Source organism: Acidobacteriota bacterium, assembly GCA_040752675.1.
Taxonomy (GTDB): Bacteria; Acidobacteriota; Polarisedimenticolia; order JBFMGF01; family JBFMGF01; genus JBFMGF01.
This window is the reverse complement of record JBFMGF010000057.1, coordinates 1-22,003: the sequence shown is the minus strand read 5'-3', so window position 1 is coordinate 22,003 and position 22,003 is coordinate 1. Positions and strand designations below refer to the sequence as shown.

The following is a 22,003-nucleotide window of genomic DNA, read 5'->3' as shown; positions in this document are numbered from 1 at the left end:
GTAAGCGCCGGAGTCTCCTTCATCGGCATTGCAGACGACATATCTCTCATCACCCTTTGCCGCGCGACAGTAGAACCATTTACGGCCGGTCGGGAAACCGGCGCCGCCGCGACCACGCAGGCCGGAATCACTAATCTCCTGGATGACCTGTTCCGGCTGAAACTGGGTCAGGACTTTGTGCAGAGCGAAATAACCGCCTCGAGCTATATACTCTTCGATAGAGTCCGGATTGATGAAGCCGCAATTCCGCAAAGCGATCTTCATCTGTTTGAAGTAGAAAGGAATTTCGTTCAGGGAGGGGGCCCAGTTGCTCGGACACCCGCCGCAGGACATCTTCCGGCAAATAGTAAAATTCGTCCTGGATGTCCTGCAGAACACCTATCAGCATTCCCTTTTTGTTCTTATGGCGGTCGATAATGACGTCCACCCGGCTAAGTTCCATGGAAATCTCCTCTTTCTATCCCTTGTGAGGAATAGCCGGTTGAGAGGATGCATGCGGCGCAGTCCAGAGTGGGAAAGGTTTTGTCCAGATCAGCCATGTGCCCGCCTATGGAAGGTTCTCGCTCGACGAGATAGACCTTGCGGCCCGCGCTGGCAATCTTCAAGGCAGCGTCGATCCCCGTGATGCCGCCTCCGACGACGAGGGCGTTCGAATTGACCGGCACCGTCCGCACCTGCAGAGGCACCTGGTAGAAGACTCGTTTCACGGCGGCGGAAAGGATCCGTTTTGCCTTCTCCGTGGCGGAATAGCCATCGCTCGTGACCCAGGAGCAATGCTCGCGGATGCGGCATTATTGTCTTTTTTATCCTCGGCTACCAGCCGAGACCGCTTTTATTGAGAGTCGAAAATTTCTATTGCTAAGGATTGCCTAGGACAGTTCGTCAGGTTCTCTGAATATGATCTCGTACTTCTTCAGAAGCCTCTGCAAGGTCCGGCGGTTCACTCCGCAGAACCTGGCCGTTCTGCTGATGTTCCATTCGTTCTCCGTCAGGACACTTATGAGATACTCCCTTTCAAAGCTGCTGAGCAGCTTTTGCCTGGCCTCTTTGAGGGGGCTGCTGAAGTCGGCGCTGATCCCTCTTCTCCGTCCGTTGATGTTTGCTGGCAGGTCGTCCGGCGTGATCCATTCACCCCTGGCAGGAGCAACGGTGCTCTCGATGACGCCGTAAACTTCTTGCATACATGGGCTGGTCCCGACGATCTGGTCAAAACCTACCGGATACTTTGGTGGCGGAAAGCTCTCTTCCGGAACCATAGCACAGCTCTTCTTCACATCAAGAGACCGTTTGACGACGTCCAGAAGCCTATCGTAGGAGAAGGGCTTCTCCAGGAAATCGAAGGCTCCTATCTTCATCGCTTCCACGGCGGTCTCTACGGTGCCGTAAGCCGTGATCATCACGAAAACGCTCTGCGGCGAGACTTGCCTGCATCTTCTAAGAATCTCTAACCCATCGATGTCAGGGAGCTTTAGGTCGCACAGGTCTCTGCACCGGGACATGTGCCTGAAGATTTCCTTCCTGGACCTGGAGCATCTTGGTCATCAATTCCTTCAGGGGAGCACTCACCATCTTTGATAAGACCAACGCAGTGACAAGGCTGATCAGAAAAAAAATTGCGATCGCCGTGCCTAACTGGATCCGGCGATGAACGGCTATGGCATTTTCCATCCGACTCAGCGGAAGCTGGACGGAGAGATAGCCGAGAACTCTTGTTCGAGAGTCATGGCAATTCCAGCAGGATCTCTCGTTCTGGATGGGAACGAGCGTGGCCATGTTCCTGTGACTGCTCGACTCGACGGTGAAGAGTCTGGCGTGCGATCTGAGAAGATCGTCCTGATAGGCTTTCTAGCCCTTCTTTTTCTTTCTTGCATCTACGACGATGATGCCATCGCGGTTCAGGACCCATAACTCATCAATATCCTCCAGGGTAGCAACCTTCGACAGAGTTTCCTGAAGCTCTTTTCACTGGGCCTGTATCATGGCATCCGTCACGCTTTTCAAGACCACGTGAGAGATGAGGTTTAGTTCTTCCCGATACAGCTCTAGAAGTTGCTTTTTGCTTTTTTCGCTGGTGTAGTAAGTGGAGGCCCCGAGGATGACCAGCAGACATGCCCCGATGATGATTACCCTTCCGCCAAGGCTCTGTAACGGCTTAAAGAAAAGGCGGCGGATGTCCATAAAATACCTGGGCGGAAGGCCATTAACATCTCTGGGTTTCTAATCTGGCATCATCAGCCTGAATATTGTCTGTCCTTACTGTTGCTGCTTACCTGCCAGAGTATCGATTCTTCTCTTTGTATTAACATTATTATAATAAAAGGCCGCCGAGAATCAAAACAAATATTGACTCAACAGATCTATTTCCTTGATTTTCTGATGCCTCGCCATTAAATTTGATAAAGGAAAACGGAGCAGAAAACCTTCGCTACAGTCGTGAAGAACATATGATACAGGACATCAAAGAAAAACTTCCACTCGATGCAAAGCTTCTCTCCGAGGCCGTCATCGAATTCAACATCCTTGCCAGGAATGTAAGCATCTATCCCGAAGGGCATCCGGCGATCGAGAAGAGCATAGATAAGGTCTGTTCCTTTCTCACCAAACTCTTCGAGATAAGAAGCAGCATCACTCTGGCCATCGCGAAAGATACACTCATCGTGGATCAACAGTATCTGGACAGGAAGAACCCGGTCTATCAGGAGTTCGCCCTGGCTCTTTACAGCATGGGGATCGCTGCCGTCACTTTCCATTCCAATGCCACCAAGGAGGAGATCATCAATTTCCACAGGGCCATTACTACCAAGAAGGAGGATTTGGAAGCATCCGGCGGTATACTCAAAGTCCTCGAAGATAAAAAGGTTGATAACATAAAAGTCTCACTTATCGACTACTCGGCGTTCCACGCCATTGAGGGGATACCCGGGTCGGAGCCGGAAGCGAAACAGAAGGAGAACATCTGGGAAACCTTCATCTACGGTCTTATTGAAGGACGGTTGGTCGAAGGTGATTCGGAAACCCCCCGTCTCGATGAAATTCCCCCGGAAACGCTCGCCGCCTTTATCAACAAGACGATGCCGGATGCTTCCAAAGAAGAGACATACGATAAGGTCATCACATCCTATCTGAGAGAGACGTCGGATGCAAGAAGGACCCGCGGAGAATCCTTCACCCGCTTCCTGAAGTTCATAGATGGGCTTAAACCGAGCCTGAAGAAACAGTTCATGTCGGGGACATTTAACTATCTCTCTCTGGATAAATCGGCGGCCGAAGATATCCTCAAACAGCTGTCTACGGAGAACCTGCTCGCTATACTCCAGCAGATCAACGAACAGGATGCCTTTATTCCTCCACCTCTGAAGAGCCTTCTGGGAAAATTTTCGAAGCTGAAAGGGATTGATTTCTCGATGGGTTCCGGCGGCAACATGGATCTGGGCTACAGCGATATCGTCGATGATATCCAAGTTGACCTGGAATCGTTCCGGCTATTCGCCGAGGATGGAAATAAATCTTATGTCTCCCAGGATTACCAGAAGGAAATCGACGCGATCATCTCCATCGATTTCCCCCAGCTGGAGCAGTCCAAGTTCCGGGAGATGGAGAGATGCTTCGAGGAAAGGTTTCTGGATGATTATTCCCTTGACGTTATCATAGAAATCTTGAAAAGCAACATCCTCACGAAAGAGGATTTCCTTACCTTCACGGGCAGGCTCGCGAGCCTGGCGGAGCGTTTCCTCGAGAACGGTCAGTATCAGGAGATCATTAAGATTCTGAACGCCGTCAGGAGCATTTCTCTGGAAGGCTCGCACATGGAAATCGCCGCCGAAGCCTTCCATAAGTTCAACGGCCGTTCTTTCATGGAAAAGATCGTGACATCATTCCGTCTTACGGGGAGAAGATACCAGGATGCTGCCATCGAACTATGCCTTGCTCTGGACGAGAGTATCGTCGCGCCTCTCATCGATGCTCTCATTGAGGAGATCAATCAGACGAGCAGAAAATTCCTTATGAGGCTCCTGGCCAAGATGGGGAAAACCGTGGTCCAGGAGGCAAAGAGAAGGCTGGAGGACAACCGGTGGTACGTCACGCGCAACATGATCGTCCTTCTGAGGGAATGCATGGCCAGAGAAGAAGCTGATGTCATCAGGGGATTCTGCACCCATAAGAACGTAAAGATTGCCTTTGAGGCTCTTCGGACCCTTCTCCATTTCGAGGACCCCACTGCGTTCCGATATCTAGAACATCATCTGAAGTCCGAGAATCTTTTCATCAGGGAACGGGCGACCGTTCTGGCAGGTGCTTACAGGATCAAGGAGGCTGTTCCTCTTCTCATCGATATGCTGAAGAAGAAAGAAGTCTATGAAGTAGGACTCCGCCATAAGATCTCCGTTGTTAAAGCGCTCAGCGCCATAGGCGACCCGGCGTCCATGGATGCTCTGATCGATCTTTTCAATATGAAGAGCCTGTTCTATAAAGCCACTCTCGATGAGCTGAAGACGGAGATCATCAAGAGCCTTTCGGGATACCCGCCTGAAGAAGCGAGGCGCTTGATCGAAATAGGACTACGGTCAAAGAACAAGCAGATCAAGAATCTGTGCGAAAAAATGCTGGAGCATTAGGAGGGGAGACGATGGAAGTAAATTTGAAAAAAGCCGTCACCGAGTTGATATACAACATGACGGTTGCCATAACGGACAGTTCCCTTTACTCAGAAACCCATCCCATGGTGATCCAGAGAGCAGAGAAATGCGTCTCAATCCTTAACGAACTCTTCGAGACGCGCACTTCTTTTAGCATAATGATACTGCAGGACGAGATAGTCATGGACAGACAGCTCCTCCCCGACAAGGGGATCTACGCCAAGAACTTCATCAAGAAGATGAATAGAAAGGGAGTCGAGAACATAACCTTTTCAAGCGGTGTCACCTCCGGGGAGCTTCTCTCTTTCATCGCGCAGCTTGCCAAGCCCGGGAAGACGCTGACAACCTCGTTCAAACATATCATGACGGGGAAAGTGGAAGTCCGCATCAAGCCTCTGATGAAATCAGAAATTCTGGAAGAGATCGAAGAGGAACACGGGAGGGTGTATACCAAAGAAGAGATAGAGAGGCTCAGGGAAGCATATCAGGATGCCAGTCGCTTCAAGAAACTTGATATCATTGGATTAGAAGATATGGTTGTCAACTTCATCGCAGTTTACAAGAGGGAAGCCAATATCCTGAGTCTTCTCCCAAAGGTTAAGACTTACAGCGAATACACTTACACTCATGCTACCAACGTTTCCATCATCAGCATGTTTCAGGCTGAATCGCTCGGCTTCAGCGGAACCATCCTCCATCAGATTGGAATATCGGCTCTCCTCCATGATGTGGGAAAGATGTTTATCCCGACGGAGATACTGGAAAAGGAAGAAACCCTCACGATCGAGGAATGGGAGGAGATGAAGCGCCACACTCTCTATGGCGCGAAATATCTCGCGTCTCTGAAGAATGTCCCCAAGCTCTCGATCATCGCGGCTCTGGAACATCACAGAAAATACGACGGAAGTGGCTATCCTGACCTCTGCTACAGAAGAAACGGGCAGCATCTCTGCAGCCAGATAATCTCCATTTCGGATTTCTTCGATGCTCTGAGAACCGAGCGCCCATACCGAAAACCCCTGGATACCGCCCACATCCTGGGGCTACTTCGTCACAATGCGGGAAAGGAGTTCAATCCGCTCCTCGCCAGAAACTTCATTAGCCTGATGAAGAACTATGTGATTCCCCAAGCACCGCATATAACCGATCCTCTTTTGGTAGGATAAGTTCTGAAAATTTCTAATAATTCCTTATCCCTTGCGATAGCTGCATGTCGATGGGATTAAGCCTAAGCAACCACAAGCTTATCTGGTTGAATCGCTGCCCCGAGGCGGGAATCTGTGGATCAGAGGGCTGCTGGCTACGGGGAGAATGCCTTTATCCTTGTTTTCTCCCAGAGTGAAGGAGAGAAAAGAATATTTGCCGTAATGGGGAAGCTTTCTTCCAGATGTCTTCACAGGATCTGGATTGAAACCGGCAAAGATGGCGATCGTCTTGCTGCTGTTCCATGGGTTCTTCACAGTAAAGAGGACGGATGAATCCCTCCCGTAGGTTCTGCCGTTGAGCGTGAAGGAATCCCTCAAAAGTGAGAATGTCTCCGGAAAGGCGCCGATGACATCCTTGAACTTCTTCACGTTTGATGCGTTGCCAAGGATCAGGATAGAATTTCTGCGAAGGTCATCATCGGTCAAGTCTTCGAGTTTGACTATCCTCGCTTCTCCTGTTCTGGAGAGACTGCCAGCAATTTCGGCGTAGGCTGCCTGCAGTGATTGATCCTCATCGTGCAAAATCACGATGAGATGCCCCCGATCTCCAAGAACACCACTCAAAATGGGCGGGATCTCCTCGGGATGCAGTTTTCTGAAGACTTCCTGATGTGGATCCACGCTTAAGGAAAGAGGAAGGGATCCCACAAGCACTTCATAATGCGTCCGGACAGAACCGTAGTCCGCCCCGATTTCGGCTTGAACCGTGCCAGGGATTGCAGGATTCAGGCTTCCTGCACTCACCGGCCCATCTTCCGTTTGGATCTCATAAGGAATGGATAGATAGCAATTCGGCTCCTGGATAATATCGAATGCAACATGATATCCGTCCTCTTTCATTCGATATGAGGGGTTCTCAAGCCTCAGGATCGGAGCTCCGCTCTTCTCAACCCATAACTTGAAGAACCAGCCCAGATCCTTGCCGCTCTTTTCCTCGAAGACATCCCTTATGTCCTTCCAAGAGGCGTATCTCCATGCGCTCTTGCAATAAAACTCTTTCAACGTATCATAGAACAGGTTAGATCCCACTAACTTTCTCAGCATGTGAAAGATCATGAGGCTCTTACCGTACCCTATGGCTCTCGTTGCAGGAGTGGTTCGTTGGTGGAAATATGTGAGCGGAAAATCTTCTCCTGACTGTGCAACGTAGTTCGTATAATCGCGGCAGATTTCCCGCCTGTACTGTTCTGCCTCTTTCTCCGATTCTAACTCCTTATAATGATAATCGGCGAGATAGGTCGTCAATCCCTCACACCAGTTCCCCGTTTCATAATCGACGAATACGGAGTTCCCCCACCAATTGTGGGCAACTTCGTGCCCGAGCGACGTCGAAACGATGAAGGGAAGCCTGATGACTTCCCTTCCCAGGAGTGTGAAGGAGGGCATGCCATATCCCGTGGAGAAGAAGTTCTCGACGACGGCAAATTTTTTGTAAGGATATTTCCCTATCATTTCTTCGTACATCTTCAGGTATCTCTTTACGGCTGTGATGTACTGCTCGGAGAGTCCCTGCTCTTCCGGAAAGAAGTATGTTGAGACTTCTATTTCTTCGTATCGAGATTTCGTGATGACATACTTCCCAGCAACAAGATGAAGCGCTTCCGTTGGATATGGAACGTCCCATATTATCGTAGCACACTCCCCATCTACACTCCTTCCTGCAAAATCTCCCTCCGAAATGACTTCATAGGAAGAAGGGAGCGTTACTTCCATGCGAAATGTTGATAGAGCTCTGGGCCTGGTCGGATACCAGTGAGAGGCTTCTGAAAGGTAGACCCCTTCCTCACCAATGATTCCGGTGGTCTGATCCGCTACCTTCTGTCTTGAAAACTCAGTCGTCCCGGGAGGGTCATAAAGTTTCCCCTCATAGGAGATCGTTATGGTAATTTGTTTCTTGCCATAGGCAACTCTCCTGGGAACGTTAATAGTAAGGAGCGAGGCGTTTTCATAACCCTCTTCGATGTCATCGGTTATGGAAGAATAGAATTCGGAAAGATCGTAATCTTTGGAAAGATAGAACTTCAGTTTTTGCGAAGATGAATCACAGAAAACGGAATGAACCCTGAATGAAGAGTTCAGGAATAGATCCAGACGGTCCTGGCCGGGCAAGACCGTAAGTGTATCCGTTACGTTCAGAAGATGTTTTTCTATATCGAGCTGGACCAGCAGATGATGCGAGATGATTTTCCAGGCTTCGGAAGTTTCCGACACTTTCGGTAAAACCTCTGCCTGGAGGCTGTCCCTTTGCTGTAGCATGAGACTACAACTTGCCAGAAAAGTGATAGTGAAAAATCTCAACGCATGTTTCTTTAGTTTCATAGCCTTCCTATTTCGTGAATAAGAGTCTCTATCTTTTTTCGCGGATCTCTTTGCACGAAGCCTCATGGAATATCTCCTTACCACGGTTGATAAATATATTCTCCATAGATATAATAAAGCAACTTGAATAACCAAATTGTATTCGGAATTCTTCTCTCTGAGCCGAAGACATCTTTTAAACTAATTACTTAACGAACCAACTTTTAAGGAGGATAACCATGATAGACAAGAAGGCAGATCTGGCAGGGCCTGGTATAGGAAATTATGAAGATCTTGAAAAGATCCTTCCAGATGATTACACACCCCTGCTGGATCGTAGAGAAACCATGAAAGCTCTCTATGCAACGAAAAACTACATCGAAGAGAATCTCTGCAAAGAGCTTAATCTGATAATGGTGCAGGTCCCGTTGATCGTGGACGTGGAGAGCGGCGTTAACGACATGCTGGACCGCGATGGCTCGAGAACACCTATCCAGTTCCACATCTCCAATGATTATAATAAAAACCCTATCGACGCCCAGGTCGTGCAGGCTGCGACAAAGTGGAAACGTGTGGCTCTGAAACAGTTCGGCATGAAACCCGGCGAGGGAATATGCACAGACATGCGCGCGGTTCGGAAGGACTACTTCCTCGATCATGATCACAGCGCCTATGTGGACCAGTGGGATTGGGAACGAGTCATAACTCCTGACCAGCGTAATCTGAATTTCCTGAAAGAGATCGTCAGGAAGATATGGAAAGTCATCAAGGGTGCCGAAACCATTGTTCATGATCTGTATCCTCAATTAAAAACGAAAAAATATTCGACTCTTCCCGATGAACTAGTATTTATACATGCCGAGGATATTCTCGATCGGTTTCCCGATCTGCCCAGAAAGCAGAGGGAGACCATGATCCTCCAGGAATATCCTGCCATTTTCATTATCGGTGTTGGCTGGCCTTTGAAGGATGGTTATCCTCATGAGATGAGAGCCGCAGATTACGACGACTGGATTACCGAGACTGTCTCCGAGGACGGAAGACCGATGCATGGCCTCAACGGCGATATCCTTGTCTGGAATCCGGTGACAAGGCGACGACACGAGCTCACATCTATGGGTATTCGTATCAACGCGGAAACCCTCATTAAGCAGCTTGAGATGTCTAACCAGCTTGATCTTCTCAAAACGCCCTACCATCAGGGAATCTATAAGAACGAGCTCCCACTCAGCATCGGTGGCGGTATCGGACAGTCCCGCACAATGATGCTCCTGCTCAGAAAAGCTCACCTTGGAGAAGTCAGCGTCACGGTATGGCCAAAGATACTCAAGGAGATTTGCGCCAAGAGAAATATCCATGTGCTCGAGTAGGAAAACGCTTCGTCCTTATTAGCCGCTCTTGCGAAGTTTCGCTCAGGGGCTAGGAGTTCCATAATACTCGGGAAACCCCGAACGTTAATCCATGGATAAACAGCAGGCTCTGAATTAAAATAAGAGTAGCTGTCTCCTGAGTGATCCGATGAAAAAAATGAAGACAATTTTCTTCGGCTTATGCATAGCGTTTTCTTTTCTTCATACTCACCTGGCGCAAGAAAAAAGTGAAAATGGCGGTTTCAAGAGGTGGATTGAAGGTCCAATCCGATATATCATAACTTCAAAAGAAGAGAAAGCCTTTAAGAAGCTGAAAACCGATACTCAGCGTGCCTATTTCATATACAGGTTCTGGTATAAACGCGATGCCACTCCGGGAACGGTAAGGAATGAGTTCAGGGAAGTCTTCTGGGATAGGGTCCTCACGGCAAATGCAATGTTCAACGAAACATCGAAGCCGGGATGGAAGACCGACAGGGGAAAGATCTTCATCCTTCTCGGGCCTCCCGACATCATCGAGAGCGACACCCATCCAGATGTTCCCTTTCCCCCACCCCTTGTTGGTTCGGAAGGGAAAGACACAACCTTATCCGATGCCACCATTTTGATGACGGGGCAATCTGCCACTGCCGTATCAGATTCTAGACAGTTGAGAGTCGATACTGGATTCCGGGGTATCGAGAGGTGGACATACCTTCAATCCAGGAGTAAGAACCTTCCACCTCACCTGATAGTCGCCTTCTACCGGAGCAGTTCAAATGAATACATTCTGAGCGATAACCCACAACATTACACGTACCTTTTTCCAGGGTTAGCAGCAAGGCCTGATTCTTCCGCTTTCTTCATCTTCCAGAGAGACTCCATAATGGCCACAAATCCCCGGGCAGACATCCAATTCTCCCGATACGTTGATTACACACCTCCTTTCTCTTTTGAAAATAGCATTGCCTTCAAGCTCGACCTCGGTGAAGCACTCGAAGCCCCGACTGTGGAAGAACTCATCGATGAAGCCGTAACGACCTCTGAATTCTTCAACACGATCCAGGGAACATTTGCGACCCTCTTCTTCATGAACGCAGCAAAGGAAACTTACGTCATCCTGCAGTGCACAGTTCCCAAGAAAGAGATCCTCGCTGAGGGAGGGAGAGAGCCTGCGTTCGTATCCATCTTTGGCAGGATCGAAAGCAAGGAAGATCGGGAGACCCATTACTCCTTCGCTAGCGATGCCATCGTTCCGGGAAACATCATTGATGACGGAGAGAATCTCATCCTTCTATCCCGCGTCATGATTCCTCCCGGAGATTACCGCGCCAAGATCGGGATACTGAACCTGCCCCATGGATCAGCGGGGAACTTCGAAATTGAGATTCAGGTTCCGGACATCCCTGTTGAAAGACCTGCCCTCAGCAGCCTTGTCCTGACCAGCTCTATGGAGTATCATGATGATCCCGGCAGCAAATTTGCCCGAAACATCCTCATCAAGCCAAAAGCCTCTTTCGAGTTCAGCAGGAATGAGGAATTTGGCGTGTATTTCGTCGTCTATAACGTCTTCGGCGATCCTGAGAGCTCACTTCCCGATTTCACGATCACCTACCGATTTTGCAGGAAAGAGGGGGAACACTGCAGGGCCATCGGAATGCCGATCCAGAAGAAAAACCTGAAATACGAGATTCAGGGATGGACCTTCCCTTTAAAGGATTGGCCTCAGGGGGACTTCATCCTCGAGGTCGAAGTCGTGGATAACATTTCTGGAGGTTCTGCTTCAAAGAGTGTTTTCTTCTCCGTGAAATGATCCTAAAAAAAGGCACGGCAGTTTCGCTAGAATAATAGGTAGCGATGGGGGGGCATGCATTCATATAAGCCAGGCGGCTTCCTGCCGTACCTACTAAATTATACCTGCATGAGAATGCTGTTGTTCAATATGAAAGGGCTTCATAACATATTCTGCTGTATTCTCCCCGCATTAGCCAGTATGTTCGGCTCGTCCGGCGTCCCGTGAAGAACTAATCTGAACATTCATCGGGAAAAGCTGAGGGCCTCCCTAGAGAATACGTCTGAAAATGATGATGACGTTGATGTTGTCGGGAACGATCCTATAGAAGGCTCTCTGGCTCTCGGCATCAATGAATATCCGCAGCTTGGCGCCTTTCCCTTTCTTGAAAAGAGCCACTACATCCATAAGCTTCGTCTTCAATCTGGAGGATAGCCTCTTAAGGAAAGCCGGGGATTCCTTGTCGACCTGCGATGAGATCATTTCCATGGCAAAGCCTTCCTTGAAGACAAGACTGAAGAGATGGGGAACGCTGATCTGCTTGGGTTCAGGGATGACCGGTGGGGGTATTTCTTCCTCGGGAAGTTTCTCCCGTAGAGTGACCTCTTCTGGTGGCGGGGGAATTATCTGGAATCGTTCGATCACCCTTGCAGGCGTTATGATCCCATCAGAATAGAGATGCTTGAAGGAGGTTTTCATCGATCCGGGAATAAAAATGAAAATTCTCCTGCCGATTTCGATCCTTTCCACCTTGAACTCTTTCAGAGGAACCCCTTTGAGCATCAGATAGATTTTCTTCTCTTGCAGGTCGGCGATGAGATAGAATTTGCCACTCCTGGCAAGCTGGATCTTTGCTTCAAGGATATCGTTCTCATACTTGAGTCCTGCTAATTCATCTTGAGGGTTTTTCTCCTCCTCCACTACGGCAGGAAGGAGTGAAGATGCGAAAAGGAATGAAGAAGCGATGAAGAGGAGCGGAAAGAAGGAGGTGAATATGAAATGGAAACAGGCGTTAATCGTGGCAATTATAACCTTGAAGTGTAATGTAGATATCTGCCTGTCAATAGGCATACACTTTCGTTCCTATCTTTGTCAATTGGTATAGGACTCGCAGGTCGTCCCTGCCGACCCTGATGCAACCATGCGTGATGCTTTTTCCCAGCAGTCTCTCGTAAAGAGTCCCGTGGATCAGGTAGCCATTCTTGCTGAAGTAGAGAGCATATTCACCAAGCATCCCGTATTCGAATCGCTCGGAAGGCTCCTTCGGAATTTGCTTTCCCTCTTCGATGAAAGCCCAATCCGGTTTCTTCCAGACCGGGTTCTCCTGCTTGCTCAGGATCTGGAACTCCCCCCGGGGCGTGTCGAAAACCCATTTCCTTCCGCTGGGAGTATCCACAAGGATGGCCCCGCTTCCCGCCGAGCAGACCGCATCGAGAAGAGTCTTATCTCCTTTCCTCAAATAAAGACGATTGTAAGCTGAATCGATAACGATGTACTCCGATTTTGGCATAAAGGCTTCCAAAGTCTTCTTCATCTTTTTGTTCTTGTTCTTCATGCCGGTAATCTGTTTGTCTATCTCTTTCCAGTCATTGACGGACTGCTGATAGAGATTATCCCAGGCGTGTCTGATGATCACGGACTCTTGAGAATAGCCTATATAGCTGTAACCGGAACTGAAGATAAAGAGAGAAAAAAGTACGACGAGGCTCGCAGCAGCCAATGAGAGGATTCTGAAGATCCGCCAGCCTTTCTTTTTCGATTCAGGCTCGGGCGCCGCTTCCTGCAACTCTTCAAGCATTTCACGATCTACGTCTATCATTTGCTGTTCCCATTTCGCTCGACGAATTCGGTGAACTCTCTGTTGAAATCCGCGCTTCCCACGATCGTAACAGGCGTCCCGATTTCAATGAGAGCAAAGAGCTCATCCATGTCTTTGTTGGAAAGGGCCACGCATCCCTTCGTCCAGTCTGCATTCTTCCCTCCTTCCCCGTGGATCTCAATCATACCGCCGATGCGGGCATTCTTCGAGATGTAGCCGCGATTCTTTGCCTGCTGGAATCGCTGCCAATCATCATGATTGGGATAATTGAGCAGGAGCGCCTTATAGTAGATGGTTTGGCCTCTCCCTTTTTTCTTGATCACTTTGTATTTCCCCTCCGGAGTGGCGTTGTCTCCAGCATAGAACTTGTCGTTAATGAAGTTGAATCCCAGATCAGCCTTGTATGATTTCAATCTCTCTCCATTCTGATAGAGGGAAAGCATGTGCTTGAGTTTGTCCACGATGATGGCGGTCGTTCCACGTTCTCTGGAATGTTCGATGGTTTCGCTAATCCATCTCTTCCACTTCTGAATATGATCCCGGTCCATGTACCTCTTAGCGACACCTACGGCCATTTCCTGGACGTTTTCAAGCTGGTCGATTGCCTTCTCCGCCGTTTCGGCGGCATCGGCATACTCCCCGGCCCTGTAATAAATCTGCGCTTCATGGAGAGCGATTTTCCCTCTCCTTAGCTTGAGGGCTCGGATCTCGTCGAGCCTGATCGTCTTCCTTAGATTATCGATTCCCTGAACGAGATCTCTTCCCTTGTTCATGCTCGATTCGGCATTGAACTTCAGTGATTCCCTGCTCCCCCTTGCCGATTCTGCTGCAAGCTCCGCATTGTGAAGAGCATCCTCGAAACGGGAGCGGGCAACGTCAAAATCTCTCAGGAAAAAGAGACGGGCCGACTCTCTTCCAGCCAGTCGCAGCCCGAGCCGGTAAGCGCTTTCTGCCTTGATGAGATAATCCTCAGAATATTTTGCTGCCTCTTCCCTTCTGGCATTCCCGATGGCAGCCCAGGCGTTCTTCCTGATCTCTTCAGGCGGAAGATCCCTCATGGCGTAGGCTACAGCGAAAAAACCAATTAGCAATATTATGATGACGATTGATGCCCAGACTATAAACTTCTTCATAAGTCTATCTCGTTGCACAGTTATTGTATCATTTAGAGATGATATCGCATCCGGAGGTTGTCGGCCGGGGCAGAGATTCATGCTCCAGCAGCGAGCGTATCGCGGGAATCAAGAATTTGAAAGTGTGTGATCTGTCTGAAATCGAGAAAAAAGGGTACGAATCGTTACGCCTGGTAAAATCCGTACCCTTCTGTCCTGACGTAAGGTCTATCTTACTTTCTTAAGCCTTTCTTCATCTCTATGGCTTTCTCGACGTCGGCGGAAACGGTCTCAGCAGCGCTCTTTGCCGATTCGGCTTTTGCCTTGGCGTCGAGGTAGGCACCGCCGGCATATGTGCTTTCCGCTTCAGCCAGCGTTGTCTCGGCGCCCGTGATGTCCGCGTTCAACTGGGCGATGTCAGCCTGGGAGCCTTTTCCTCTCGGGGCTCTCTTAACATCCGCTTTTGCTTTTTCGATGGCAGTCTTCGCATCGGCGATCACTGTCTCAGCTTCCTGGCGAGCTTTTTCTTTACCGGCTACGGCATCAGCTTCCGCCTTCTTGGCGGCATCCTGAGCGGTCTTTGCCAGCTCGGTTGCTTTCTTGTAACTGCGGAACAGCGCAAATTTTTGTTGCTGGGTGTCGAGCTCGGCCTGCATCGCTGCCTGAGCATCCTCGGCGGCTCTGAGAGAATCAGGAGCATAGGTGGCTGCTTCGGCACTCTTCGCCGAATCGAGACCTGCCGTGACGGCGTCGATCTCCTGCTGTGGCGGCTTGGCACAGGCGACAACGGTCAGAAGCAATGCAGCAACCAGCAGGTAAAATAACTTTTTCATCTCTTTTAATCCTCCACAATAAAATTATTTGTCGTTTAGAAACTTTCATCTATCTTTTGGAATTGTTATCTCTTTTATCGTTTGCCGACCTATCACCTCCTGTGGGCCCTTCGGATGGGCAAATCCTCTTTTTCATCATCCAACTATCCTTATATAATAATTGCCAAACTTAATTTGAATTATGATACACAAAAAACTTCTCTTTTCAAGCCTCCTTCATATTTTTTATTTTGCTTTTCAGGGATTGTCCATTTCGAAAGATTGCTAAAAATAATCAGGGTAAAGCCCTCTTAACTTAGCACATCTTTGCCATCGAATTGTAAAGCGCCTTTATTCTATGAAAAGCGAAGAGAAATTACAAGCCTTTTTTCTATCGCTCTGGTGCTCTTCACTTCTGTGGCTTCTCGTACTTCGCTCTCCCCATGGCGTATAGATCGTTCCCGTTGCAGTCGATGATGACTGTTGCGGGAAGATCTCTGACATCGAGGATTCTCACCGCTTCCGTGCCTAGCTCCTCCCAGGCCAAGATTTCAGAGCCTACTATCGTCTTTGAAAGAAGGGCGCCTGCTCCGCCAACGGCACCAAAGTAGACTGCTTTGTATTTCTTCATGGCTTCCACCACATCCCCGCTCCTGTACCCCTTTCCGATCATTCCCTTGAGACCTCTCTCGATGAGCTTCGGCGCGTAGGAATCCATTCTTGAAGAGGTGGTCGGGCCTGCAGATCCGATTACCATTCCAGGCTTCGCTGGTGTCGGTCCGACATAGTAAATGATCTGTCCCTTGATATCGAAGGGTAGCTCTTTGCCCGAATCGATCAGATCGATCATCTTCTTGTGGGCCGCATCTCTTCCCGTCAGGACCTTCCCGCTGATCTTGACGATATCCCCGGCCTTCAATGATTCCACGGTCCTGTCATCTATTGGTGTTCTCACGATCTTTTCCACCATTCATAACCTCCCGAAAGAGCAAACGTTTTAAAGCACGATTTCTTTGTGGCGAGCGGCATGACAGTTGATGTTCACCGCCACCGGAAGACTCGCGATGTGGCACGGATGCGTTTCGATATTGATTTTCAGAACCGTGATTCTTCCGCCCAGTCCCATGGGCCCCACGCCGAGCCGATTACATCTCTCCTCAAGCTCCTCCTCCATTGCCGCGTAGTAGGGATCGAGATTCCTGGAGCCGATGGCTCGCACGGCTGCCTTCTTCGCCAGGATAGTCGCCATTTCCATCGTGCCGCCAATTCCAACACCCACGACGAGAGGAGGACAGGCATTTGGCCCCGCACTGGAGACCGTATCGACGACAAAGTTCTCGACCCCTATCTTGCCATCCGACGGTTTCAGCATTGCGATCCGGCTCATATTCTCGCTTCCGCCACCCTTTGCAGCCATTGTGATTTTCAGCCTGTCTCCTTCGACGATCCTGATATGGATGATGGCCGGAGTATTGTCGCCCGTATTTTTTCTTCTCAGTGGATCGGAGACGATGGAGGCTCTCAGATATCCCTCCTTATACCCCCTTCTCACCCCTTCGTTAATTGCCTGCTCCAGAGTCGCTCCCTTAATGTGAACATCCTGACCGAGTTCCACGAAGAAGACGGCAAAGCCTGTATCCTGGCAGTAGGGAAGCCATTCTTCTTTTGCTATCTTCGCGTTCTCGATGAGCTGTCTCAATACATCTTTTCCGGATTCCGATTCCTCTTTTTCAAAGGCTTCCTGGAAGATCCTCACCATATCTTCGCCGATGTCGTTGTTGGCTTCGATACAGGCCCTGGATACATCCTCTATGATCGTGCTTGACTCAATCTCTCTCATGGAATGCCTCATGCGTGTTGGATGAATAATCCTCGTTTCGGTAAGATCACCCATCCTATAAGTGTTTGCTTCGAATCGCTTTCTGCGCCGCTCTGACGGAATGATCGAGAATCTATCCGGGGGCGTTCTTCAGGGCTATAGTTTCAACCTGGACTGATCTTCCATGACGGCGGCCGCTGATTTTTTGAGGGCATCTATTTCTGCGGCATCCAGCTTTATCTCGTAGATATTTTCGATACCGTTGATCCCGAGCTTCACTGGAACGCCGACGAAGCATCCTTTGATCCCGTACTCACCTTCGAGATAGACGGAACAGGGCAGGACTTTCTTCTTATCCTTGATTATTGATTCTGTCATTTCCACACAAGCATCAGCCGGCGCATAATAGGCACTTCCAGTCTTGAGCAGCTTTACGATCTCTCCACCGCCCTGTCTGGTCCTGTCCACGATTGCGTTGATCCTGTCCTGTGAAAGGAGTTCTGTGATGGGAATGCCACCGACCGTCGAGTATCTCGGAAGCGGGACCATGCTGTCTCCATGGCCACCGAGCACGAGCGTGTTGATGCTGGCAGCTGAAACTCCAAGCTCCATGGCGAGAAAGGCTCTAAATCTGGCCGTATCCAGTATCCCTGCCATGCCGATGACTCTGTGTTTCGGGAATCCGGTCACTTTAAGAGTCACGTAGGCCATGACGTCAAGTGGGTTACTGACGACGATGACAATAGCGTTGGGAGAGGTCTTCTTAATCTGCTCCGAGCACCCCTTGACGATCTCCGTGTTCATGTCGAGGAGGTCGCTGCGGCTCATTCCTGGTTTCCTGGGAAGACCGGCCGTCAGAACGACGAGATCAGAGTTCTTCGTATCATCGTATGAATTGGTGCCGAGAACCATGCTGTCAGACCCGTAAATGGGGTTAGCCTGATACATGTCGAGCCCTTTCCCCTTCGGCATATCCTCAATGATATCGAGTAGGATGATGTCTCCCAGCTCCTTATGCGCAAGCCTCTGCGCCACGTGCTCACCCACATGGCCTGCTCCGATCACCGTGATTTTTTTCTTCATTTTTTCCCTCCTGTCTGTTACTGGCAAAATTGCGTTGATTATTCCAAAATCTGCCTCATGTCGGGAAACGATGCCGATGCTCATTTCACTCTAATGAAGCATATTGCTTTCGTCATGCCTTATAAGTTTGCGATGATGGCCGAGCCGAACTCCGAGCACTTTACTTCCTTCGCCCCCTCCATCTGTCTGGCGAGGTCATAGGTGACAACTCTGCTGGAAATGGTCTTTTCCATGGCCCGGAAGATGAGGTCCGCAGCTTCCTTCCAGCCCAGATATTCAAGCATCATCAAGCCGGACAGAATGAGCGAACCTGGATTGATCTTATCGAGCCCGGCATATTTTGGAGCTGTTCCGTGCGTCGCCTCAAAGAAGGCAATCGTGTCGCTCATATTGGCCCCTGGTGCCAGGCCGAGTCCGCCAATCTGCGCGGCCGCCGCGTCAGAAAGGTAGTCGCCGTTGAGGTTTGGAGTTGCAATAACCTGATATTCCTTCGGACGGAGCAGAATCTGCTGGAACATCGAGTCGGCGATCCTGTCTTTGATGATGATCTTTCCTTTCGGCACCGTGCCGCCGAACTTCTCTGCAACCTCCATCTCGGTGATCACCTTATCGCCGAACTCCTGCGCCACTTCGTATCCCCATTCTTTGAATGCCCCTTCGGTGAACTTCATGATGTTCCCCTTGTGCACGAGAGTGACACTTTCCCTGTTGTGATCGATGGCATACTGGATGGCTTTCTTCACGAGCCTCTTCGAGCCAAAGGGAGATATCGGCTTAATGCCGATCCCCGAGTCTTCCCTCACGTTCTTCTTCATCTCTTCCTTCAGGAACCTGATGATCTTCATGACATCGTCAGTCCCGGATTTCCACTCGATTCCGGCATAGACATCTTCTGTGTTTTCTCTGAAGATCATGAAGTTTACATGTTCGGGATGGGTCACCGGAGAGGGTGTTCCTCTTAGATAGCGCACAGGTCTCACGCAGGCATAGAGGTCGAGGATATGTCTCAACGCAACGTTGAGGCTCCTGATCCCGCCGCCCACCGGAGTCGTCAGAGGCCCCTTGATGGCAATGAGATGCTCCTTCACGGCATCGACGGCTGCCTGCGGAAGCCATTCATTAAACATATTGAAAGCCGATTCCCCAGCATATATCTCTTTCCAGACGATGATCCTTTCTCCCCTGTAAGCCTTCTTCACGGCGGCTTCGAAGACCCGTACGGCAGCGGCCCAGATGTCGGGTCCCACACCGTCTCCGCGGATGAATGGGATGATGGGATTCTCCGGAACAGAGAGCTTGCCTCCCTTGAACTCAAGCTTCTTTCCTTCTGGATTACTCATGACTCTTCTTTCTCCTTTCCAGGAATTGATTATGGAAAATTTTCACAAGCTATGGCTTTCTAAAAGCAAATTTCCATTGAAATTATTATTTGGTTGCTGCTTGTCCTTAGCTTTTTGAGACGCAAATACTACTATAAGGCATAGCTAAAGTCAATAGTATTCCGCCGATGCAGCATTTCTGTTTAATACTGGATGAGGGAGCCCTCTTCCTTGGCCTTCCTGATGGCAAAGCGTGCAGCCAGAAGGCTCAGCGGAACGATTACGATGGCAAAAATGGCGAGGATGAGGACCTCGTTCTGAAGCTTTCCGAGAGGTGCTCCCTTGAGAAGAGCATCCCTGATGGCATTCAGCGAATATGTGATGGGGAGGAAATAAGATATCTTCATAAGATAGGGAGGCAATTTCTCGTAAGGGAAGAGCACCCCGCCAAAGAGGGTCATCACGCTCGTTATGAAGAAATTGATCGGGTCCCCTTTCTTGAAATAGAGGATAAAGCTTGCCGAAAGGATTCCGATCCCTGAGAAGGACAGGATGGTGAGAAGGAGGACGATGCAGAAGGCAAGCAGGCTTTCCATATGCACCTGCACGTTGAAAAGAAATGTGCCGAGAGCAAGATACACGACGACACGGAATGATGAGAAGATGAACTCCCAGGTCGCCGATGAGAAGATGACCATCGGCGTTCTTGTGGGGGTCACGAGCATCGCCTCGAGCGTTCCCGTCAACTGCTCGCTCCTGATCTTCCTCGCGAAAGAGTTGAGCGCGGTGTTCAGATAGGATGTAAAGGCGATTCCTATGAGAACCCAGGAGAAATAATCCAGACCTTTTAGCTCGGCTATGTCCGGTGGGACTATCTTCGAGATGAAATACCATACGAGGATTGAAAAGATGATCCCCGCCATCTGGACGAGAAAGGCAGCTCGATAACTGACCTCCGTGAGGAAGTCCCTCTTGATGAACGCCCAGATCTTTATCATGCTATTGATCAAAACTTGCACCCTGACCATCCCCCGACCTGAATCAATTTCCTCTCAAAATCCTCGAGAAGGCTTCCTCGAGGTCAGGCTCGATTCTGTCACAGGAGATGACCTTTCCACCCTTCCCGATGATTGTTTCAAGGAGCGATGATAGTTCGCCATTCCCCTCGAATGAAACTTCGATGAGGATATTGCCGTTGCTCGTCTTGGCTTCCCGGATGATCCTGTAATTTCCCCTGACCTCCGGTGGCAGATTATGAACTTCGAGGGCAAATAGTCTTCCCTTCAGCCCGATCCTCCTTATCCGCTCAACCGAACCAATCTCCTTCACCATCCCTTCAGACATGATTGCTATCCTGTTACAGAGGACCTCTGCCTCTCTGAGGTTATGAGTCGCCAGGAGAATTGTCTTCCCTTCTCTGCCGTTCAATTCCTTCTTTACGAACTCTCTAAGATTGATGGCGCTTTGCGGATCGAGGCTCCTGGTCGGTTCATCGAGAAAGAGGATCGGAGGATTGTGGAGCAGGGCCCTTGCGATGGAAAGTCTCTGTTTCATACCCGAGGAATAACTCATGAACGGTCGGGCAGCAACTTTGCCTAAATCCATTCTTTCGATCAGCTCGTTGATGCGACTCTTTATATTTCCCCCCGCGATATCGTAGAGCCTGGCGAAAAACCTCAGATTTTCAATGCCGCTCAAGCGCCAGTAAAAACTTCTCTCATCGGAAGTCACGAGGCCGATGCTCGATTTGACCTTCTTCTCCTTCCTGATGTCGACTCCGTTGACGGTGGCGCGCCCTCTTGTCGGAAGGACAAGGCAGGAAAGGATCTTCAGGAGAGAGGTCTTGCCCGCTCCGTTTGGACCCAGAAAGCCGAAGATCTCCCCTTTCTCAATGTGGAGGTTTACGTCCTTCAGGGCTTCCACTATTTCAGCAGCCTTGAAGGGATGTGTGACCAGATCCCTGAGCGATCTTCTCCTGATGTATGTCTTGTGAAGCTGAAATGTCTCTACCGCGTAACAATTCAAATCAAAAACTCCCGAGCCGATTGCTGACATTCTGCCACTCGATGTTCCTGAAGAAGACTTCGATGTAGTCCGCTCTCTTCAGCCCGTAGTCTATCATGAAGGCATGCTCGAAGACATCCATTATGAGGATCGGAATGCATCCCGCCGGGTGAGAAACGTCATGTTCGTTGATCCAGAAATTCATGAGCTTCCTGCCGACATTATCCTGGTAGAGGATGGCCCAGCCGATCCCGCGCATGGCCCCGGTGGCTTTGAAATCTCTCTCCCAGGCCTCATGGCTTCCAAAGTTTTCTGCCAGCTTCCCTGCAAGAGGACCGTTCTTATCGAGGGGAACCCTCCCGCCGAGATTATCGAAGTAGAGTTCATGGAGCCTCATCCCGTTGAATTCCCATCCGAGCCTTCTCTTCAGTTCCGCATACTCCGGAGTGCCAATCTTCCCATCCTTTAACATGCCAGCAAGCGTTTCTATGAGCTTGTTGGTGTTCGTCACGTATCCCTGATATAGTGTAAAATGATTCTTCAGAAGAGCCTCGCTGAACCCTTCCATCCCGATCAAATAACTGTAATCTTTTGCAGTGTAAATCATGTTATCCCTCCTTGCTTATCTATAAATAAATCTATTCAAGCGGTCATTTTGTTTTTCTGATATCCCTTTACTAAAGATTTAATATGATAGCACCTCTCTCAGAATAGAGAAAAGCAATAAAAATATTTTGACTCTGTTTTTGCGTTA

Annotated in this window: 21 protein-coding genes; 5 read left to right on the top strand and 16 right to left on the bottom strand. The window is 49.5% G+C overall.

All coding sequences use genetic code 11. The features are described 5' to 3' along the window. The 3 genes from AB1756_05585 to AB1756_05575 all read right to left on the bottom strand — a co-directional run. Positions 1 to 333, bottom strand: a 333-nt coding sequence (locus AB1756_05585) for an NADH-quinone oxidoreductase subunit F (GenBank protein ID MEW5806800.1), incomplete at its 3' end; no start/stop codon positions are given. Between the two features lie 98 nt (positions 334 to 431). Further along, positions 432 to 707: an FAD-dependent oxidoreductase gene (locus AB1756_05580; GenBank protein ID MEW5806799.1), complete on the bottom strand. Its 276-nt coding sequence runs from the start codon at positions 705 to 707 to the stop codon at positions 432 to 434. A gap of 162 nt (positions 708 to 869) precedes the next feature. Then, positions 870 to 1,499, bottom strand: coding sequence for a response regulator (locus tag AB1756_05575; GenBank protein MEW5806798.1), 630 nt, complete (start codon positions 1,497 to 1,499; stop codon positions 870 to 872). Positions 1,500 to 1,644: 145 nt separating this feature from the next. Between AB1756_05575 and AB1756_05570 the strand changes: the two genes are divergently transcribed. Further along, positions 1,645 to 1,908: a hypothetical protein gene (locus tag AB1756_05570; protein ID MEW5806797.1), complete on the top strand. Its 264-nt coding sequence runs from the start codon at positions 1,645 to 1,647 to the stop codon at positions 1,906 to 1,908. A gap of 54 nt (positions 1,909 to 1,962) precedes the next feature. On the opposite strand, the gene AB1756_05565 is transcribed toward AB1756_05570, so the two are convergent. Next, positions 1,963 to 2,178: a hypothetical protein gene (locus tag AB1756_05565; protein ID MEW5806796.1), complete on the bottom strand. Its 216-nt coding sequence runs from the start codon at positions 2,176 to 2,178 to the stop codon at positions 1,963 to 1,965. 266 nt (positions 2,179 to 2,444) lie between these two features. Here AB1756_05565 and AB1756_05560 point away from each other — a divergent pair, with 266 nt between their 5' ends. Next, positions 2,445 to 4,616: a hypothetical protein gene (locus AB1756_05560; protein ID MEW5806795.1), complete on the top strand. Its 2,172-nt coding sequence runs from the start codon at positions 2,445 to 2,447 to the stop codon at positions 4,614 to 4,616. An 11-nt stretch (positions 4,617 to 4,627) separates the two neighbouring features. After that, positions 4,628 to 5,803, top strand: coding sequence for an HD domain-containing phosphohydrolase (locus AB1756_05555; GenBank protein MEW5806794.1), 1,176 nt, complete (start codon positions 4,628 to 4,630; stop codon positions 5,801 to 5,803). 78 nt (positions 5,804 to 5,881) lie between these two features. On the opposite strand, the gene AB1756_05550 is transcribed toward AB1756_05555, so the two are convergent. Further along, complete coding sequence (locus tag AB1756_05550; protein ID MEW5806793.1) at positions 5,882 to 8,161, bottom strand: M1 family aminopeptidase; 2,280 nt, start codon at positions 8,159 to 8,161, stop codon at positions 5,882 to 5,884. A 218-nt stretch (positions 8,162 to 8,379) separates the two neighbouring features. Here AB1756_05550 and asnA point away from each other — a divergent pair, with 218 nt between their 5' ends. Beyond that, positions 8,380 to 9,510, top strand: a complete 1,131-nt coding sequence (gene asnA / locus AB1756_05545; GenBank protein ID MEW5806792.1) for an aspartate--ammonia ligase — start codon at positions 8,380 to 8,382, stop codon at positions 9,508 to 9,510. 148 nt (positions 9,511 to 9,658) lie between these two features. Then, positions 9,659 to 11,302: a GWxTD domain-containing protein gene (locus AB1756_05540; protein ID MEW5806791.1), complete on the top strand. Its 1,644-nt coding sequence runs from the start codon at positions 9,659 to 9,661 to the stop codon at positions 11,300 to 11,302. Positions 11,303 to 11,551: 249 nt separating this feature from the next. On the opposite strand, the gene AB1756_05535 is transcribed toward AB1756_05540, so the two are convergent. From AB1756_05535 to AB1756_05485, 11 genes are all read right to left on the bottom strand, one after another. After that, positions 11,552 to 12,352, bottom strand: coding sequence for a hypothetical protein (locus tag AB1756_05535; GenBank protein MEW5806790.1), 801 nt, complete (start codon positions 12,350 to 12,352; stop codon positions 11,552 to 11,554). Continuing rightward, positions 12,342 to 13,100 (bottom strand): L,D-transpeptidase, encoded by a 759-nt coding sequence (locus AB1756_05530; GenBank protein ID MEW5806789.1) that lies wholly within the window; start codon positions 13,098 to 13,100, stop codon positions 12,342 to 12,344. The genes AB1756_05535 and AB1756_05530 overlap by 11 nt, the downstream gene beginning before the upstream one ends. Next, a complete protein-coding gene (locus AB1756_05525) occupies positions 13,097 to 14,233 on the bottom strand; it encodes a L,D-transpeptidase (GenBank protein MEW5806788.1) in 1,137 nt (378 codons plus the stop codon). Before AB1756_05525 ends, AB1756_05530 begins: the two co-directional genes overlap by 4 nt. Positions 14,234 to 14,445: 212 nt before the next feature. Continuing rightward, the gene (locus AB1756_05520) at positions 14,446 to 15,045 is read right to left on the bottom strand and encodes a hypothetical protein (GenBank protein ID MEW5806787.1); all 600 of its coding nucleotides are present in this window, start codon (positions 15,043 to 15,045) and stop codon (positions 14,446 to 14,448) included. Positions 15,046 to 15,433: 388 nt separating this feature from the next. Continuing rightward, complete coding sequence (locus AB1756_05515) at positions 15,434 to 15,994, bottom strand: Fe-S-containing hydro-lyase (GenBank protein MEW5806786.1); 561 nt, start codon at positions 15,992 to 15,994, stop codon at positions 15,434 to 15,436. Between the two features lie 27 nt (positions 15,995 to 16,021). Then, positions 16,022 to 16,864, bottom strand: coding sequence for a fumarate hydratase (locus tag AB1756_05510; GenBank protein ID MEW5806785.1), 843 nt, complete (start codon positions 16,862 to 16,864; stop codon positions 16,022 to 16,024). A gap of 135 nt (positions 16,865 to 16,999) precedes the next feature. After that, a complete protein-coding gene (mdh, locus tag AB1756_05505; GenBank protein MEW5806784.1) occupies positions 17,000 to 17,926 on the bottom strand; it encodes a malate dehydrogenase in 927 nt (308 codons plus the stop codon). A 119-nt stretch (positions 17,927 to 18,045) separates the two neighbouring features. Then, positions 18,046 to 19,266: an isocitrate dehydrogenase (NADP(+)) gene (gene icd / locus AB1756_05500; GenBank protein ID MEW5806783.1), complete on the bottom strand. Its 1,221-nt coding sequence runs from the start codon at positions 19,264 to 19,266 to the stop codon at positions 18,046 to 18,048. 182 nt (positions 19,267 to 19,448) lie between these two features. After that, positions 19,449 to 20,264, bottom strand: coding sequence for an ABC transporter permease (locus tag AB1756_05495; protein ID MEW5806782.1), 816 nt, complete (start codon positions 20,262 to 20,264; stop codon positions 19,449 to 19,451). A 22-nt stretch (positions 20,265 to 20,286) separates the two neighbouring features. Then, positions 20,287 to 21,300, bottom strand: a complete 1,014-nt coding sequence (locus AB1756_05490; protein MEW5806781.1) for an ABC transporter ATP-binding protein — start codon at positions 21,298 to 21,300, stop codon at positions 20,287 to 20,289. Beyond that, positions 21,272 to 21,856: a Fe-Mn family superoxide dismutase gene (locus AB1756_05485; protein ID MEW5806780.1), complete on the bottom strand. Its 585-nt coding sequence runs from the start codon at positions 21,854 to 21,856 to the stop codon at positions 21,272 to 21,274. The genes AB1756_05490 and AB1756_05485 overlap by 29 nt, the downstream gene beginning before the upstream one ends. Positions 21,857 to 22,003: the final 147 nt, after the last annotated feature.

Bases quoted from the DNA above. Each gene is read 5' to 3' on its own strand.
- AB1756_05535 (MEW5806790.1), bottom strand. From the start codon at position 12,352: ATGCCTATTGACAGGCAGATATCTACATTACACTTCAAGGTTATAATT.
- AB1756_05560 (MEW5806795.1), top strand. From the start codon at position 2,445: ATGATACAGGACATCAAAGAAAAACTTCCACTCGATGCAAAGCTTCTC.
- icd (MEW5806783.1), bottom strand. From the start codon at position 19,266: ATGAGTAATCCAGAAGGAAAGAAGCTTGAGTTCAAGGGAGGCAAGCTC.
- AB1756_05510 (MEW5806785.1), bottom strand. From the start codon at position 16,864: ATGAGAGAGATTGAGTCAAGCACGATCATAGAGGATGTATCCAGGGCC.
- AB1756_05515 (MEW5806786.1), bottom strand. From the start codon at position 15,994: ATGGTGGAAAAGATCGTGAGAACACCAATAGATGACAGGACCGTGGAA.
- AB1756_05490 (MEW5806781.1), bottom strand. From the start codon at position 21,300: ATGTCAGCAATCGGCTCGGGAGTTTTTGATTTGAATTGTTACGCGGTA.
- AB1756_05525 (MEW5806788.1), bottom strand. From the start codon at position 14,233: ATGAAGAAGTTTATAGTCTGGGCATCAATCGTCATCATAATATTGCTA.
- AB1756_05555 (MEW5806794.1), top strand. From the start codon at position 4,628: ATGGAAGTAAATTTGAAAAAAGCCGTCACCGAGTTGATATACAACATG.
- AB1756_05485 (MEW5806780.1), bottom strand. From the start codon at position 21,856: ATGATTTACACTGCAAAAGATTACAGTTATTTGATCGGGATGGAAGGG.
- asnA (MEW5806792.1), top strand. From the start codon at position 8,380: ATGATAGACAAGAAGGCAGATCTGGCAGGGCCTGGTATAGGAAATTAT.
- AB1756_05565 (MEW5806796.1), bottom strand. From the start codon at position 2,178: ATGGACATCCGCCGCCTTTTCTTTAAGCCGTTACAGAGCCTTGGCGGA.
- AB1756_05540 (MEW5806791.1), top strand. From the start codon at position 9,659: ATGAAAAAAATGAAGACAATTTTCTTCGGCTTATGCATAGCGTTTTCT.
- AB1756_05570 (MEW5806797.1), top strand. From the start codon at position 1,645: ATGAACGGCTATGGCATTTTCCATCCGACTCAGCGGAAGCTGGACGGA.
- mdh (MEW5806784.1), bottom strand. From the start codon at position 17,926: ATGAAGAAAAAAATCACGGTGATCGGAGCAGGCCATGTGGGTGAGCAC.
- AB1756_05575 (MEW5806798.1), bottom strand. From the start codon at position 1,499: ATGTCCCGGTGCAGAGACCTGTGCGACCTAAAGCTCCCTGACATCGAT.
- AB1756_05550 (MEW5806793.1), bottom strand. From the start codon at position 8,161: ATGAAACTAAAGAAACATGCGTTGAGATTTTTCACTATCACTTTTCTG.
- AB1756_05520 (MEW5806787.1), bottom strand. From the start codon at position 15,045: ATGAAAAAGTTATTTTACCTGCTGGTTGCTGCATTGCTTCTGACCGTT.
- AB1756_05530 (MEW5806789.1), bottom strand. From the start codon at position 13,100: ATGATAGACGTAGATCGTGAAATGCTTGAAGAGTTGCAGGAAGCGGCG.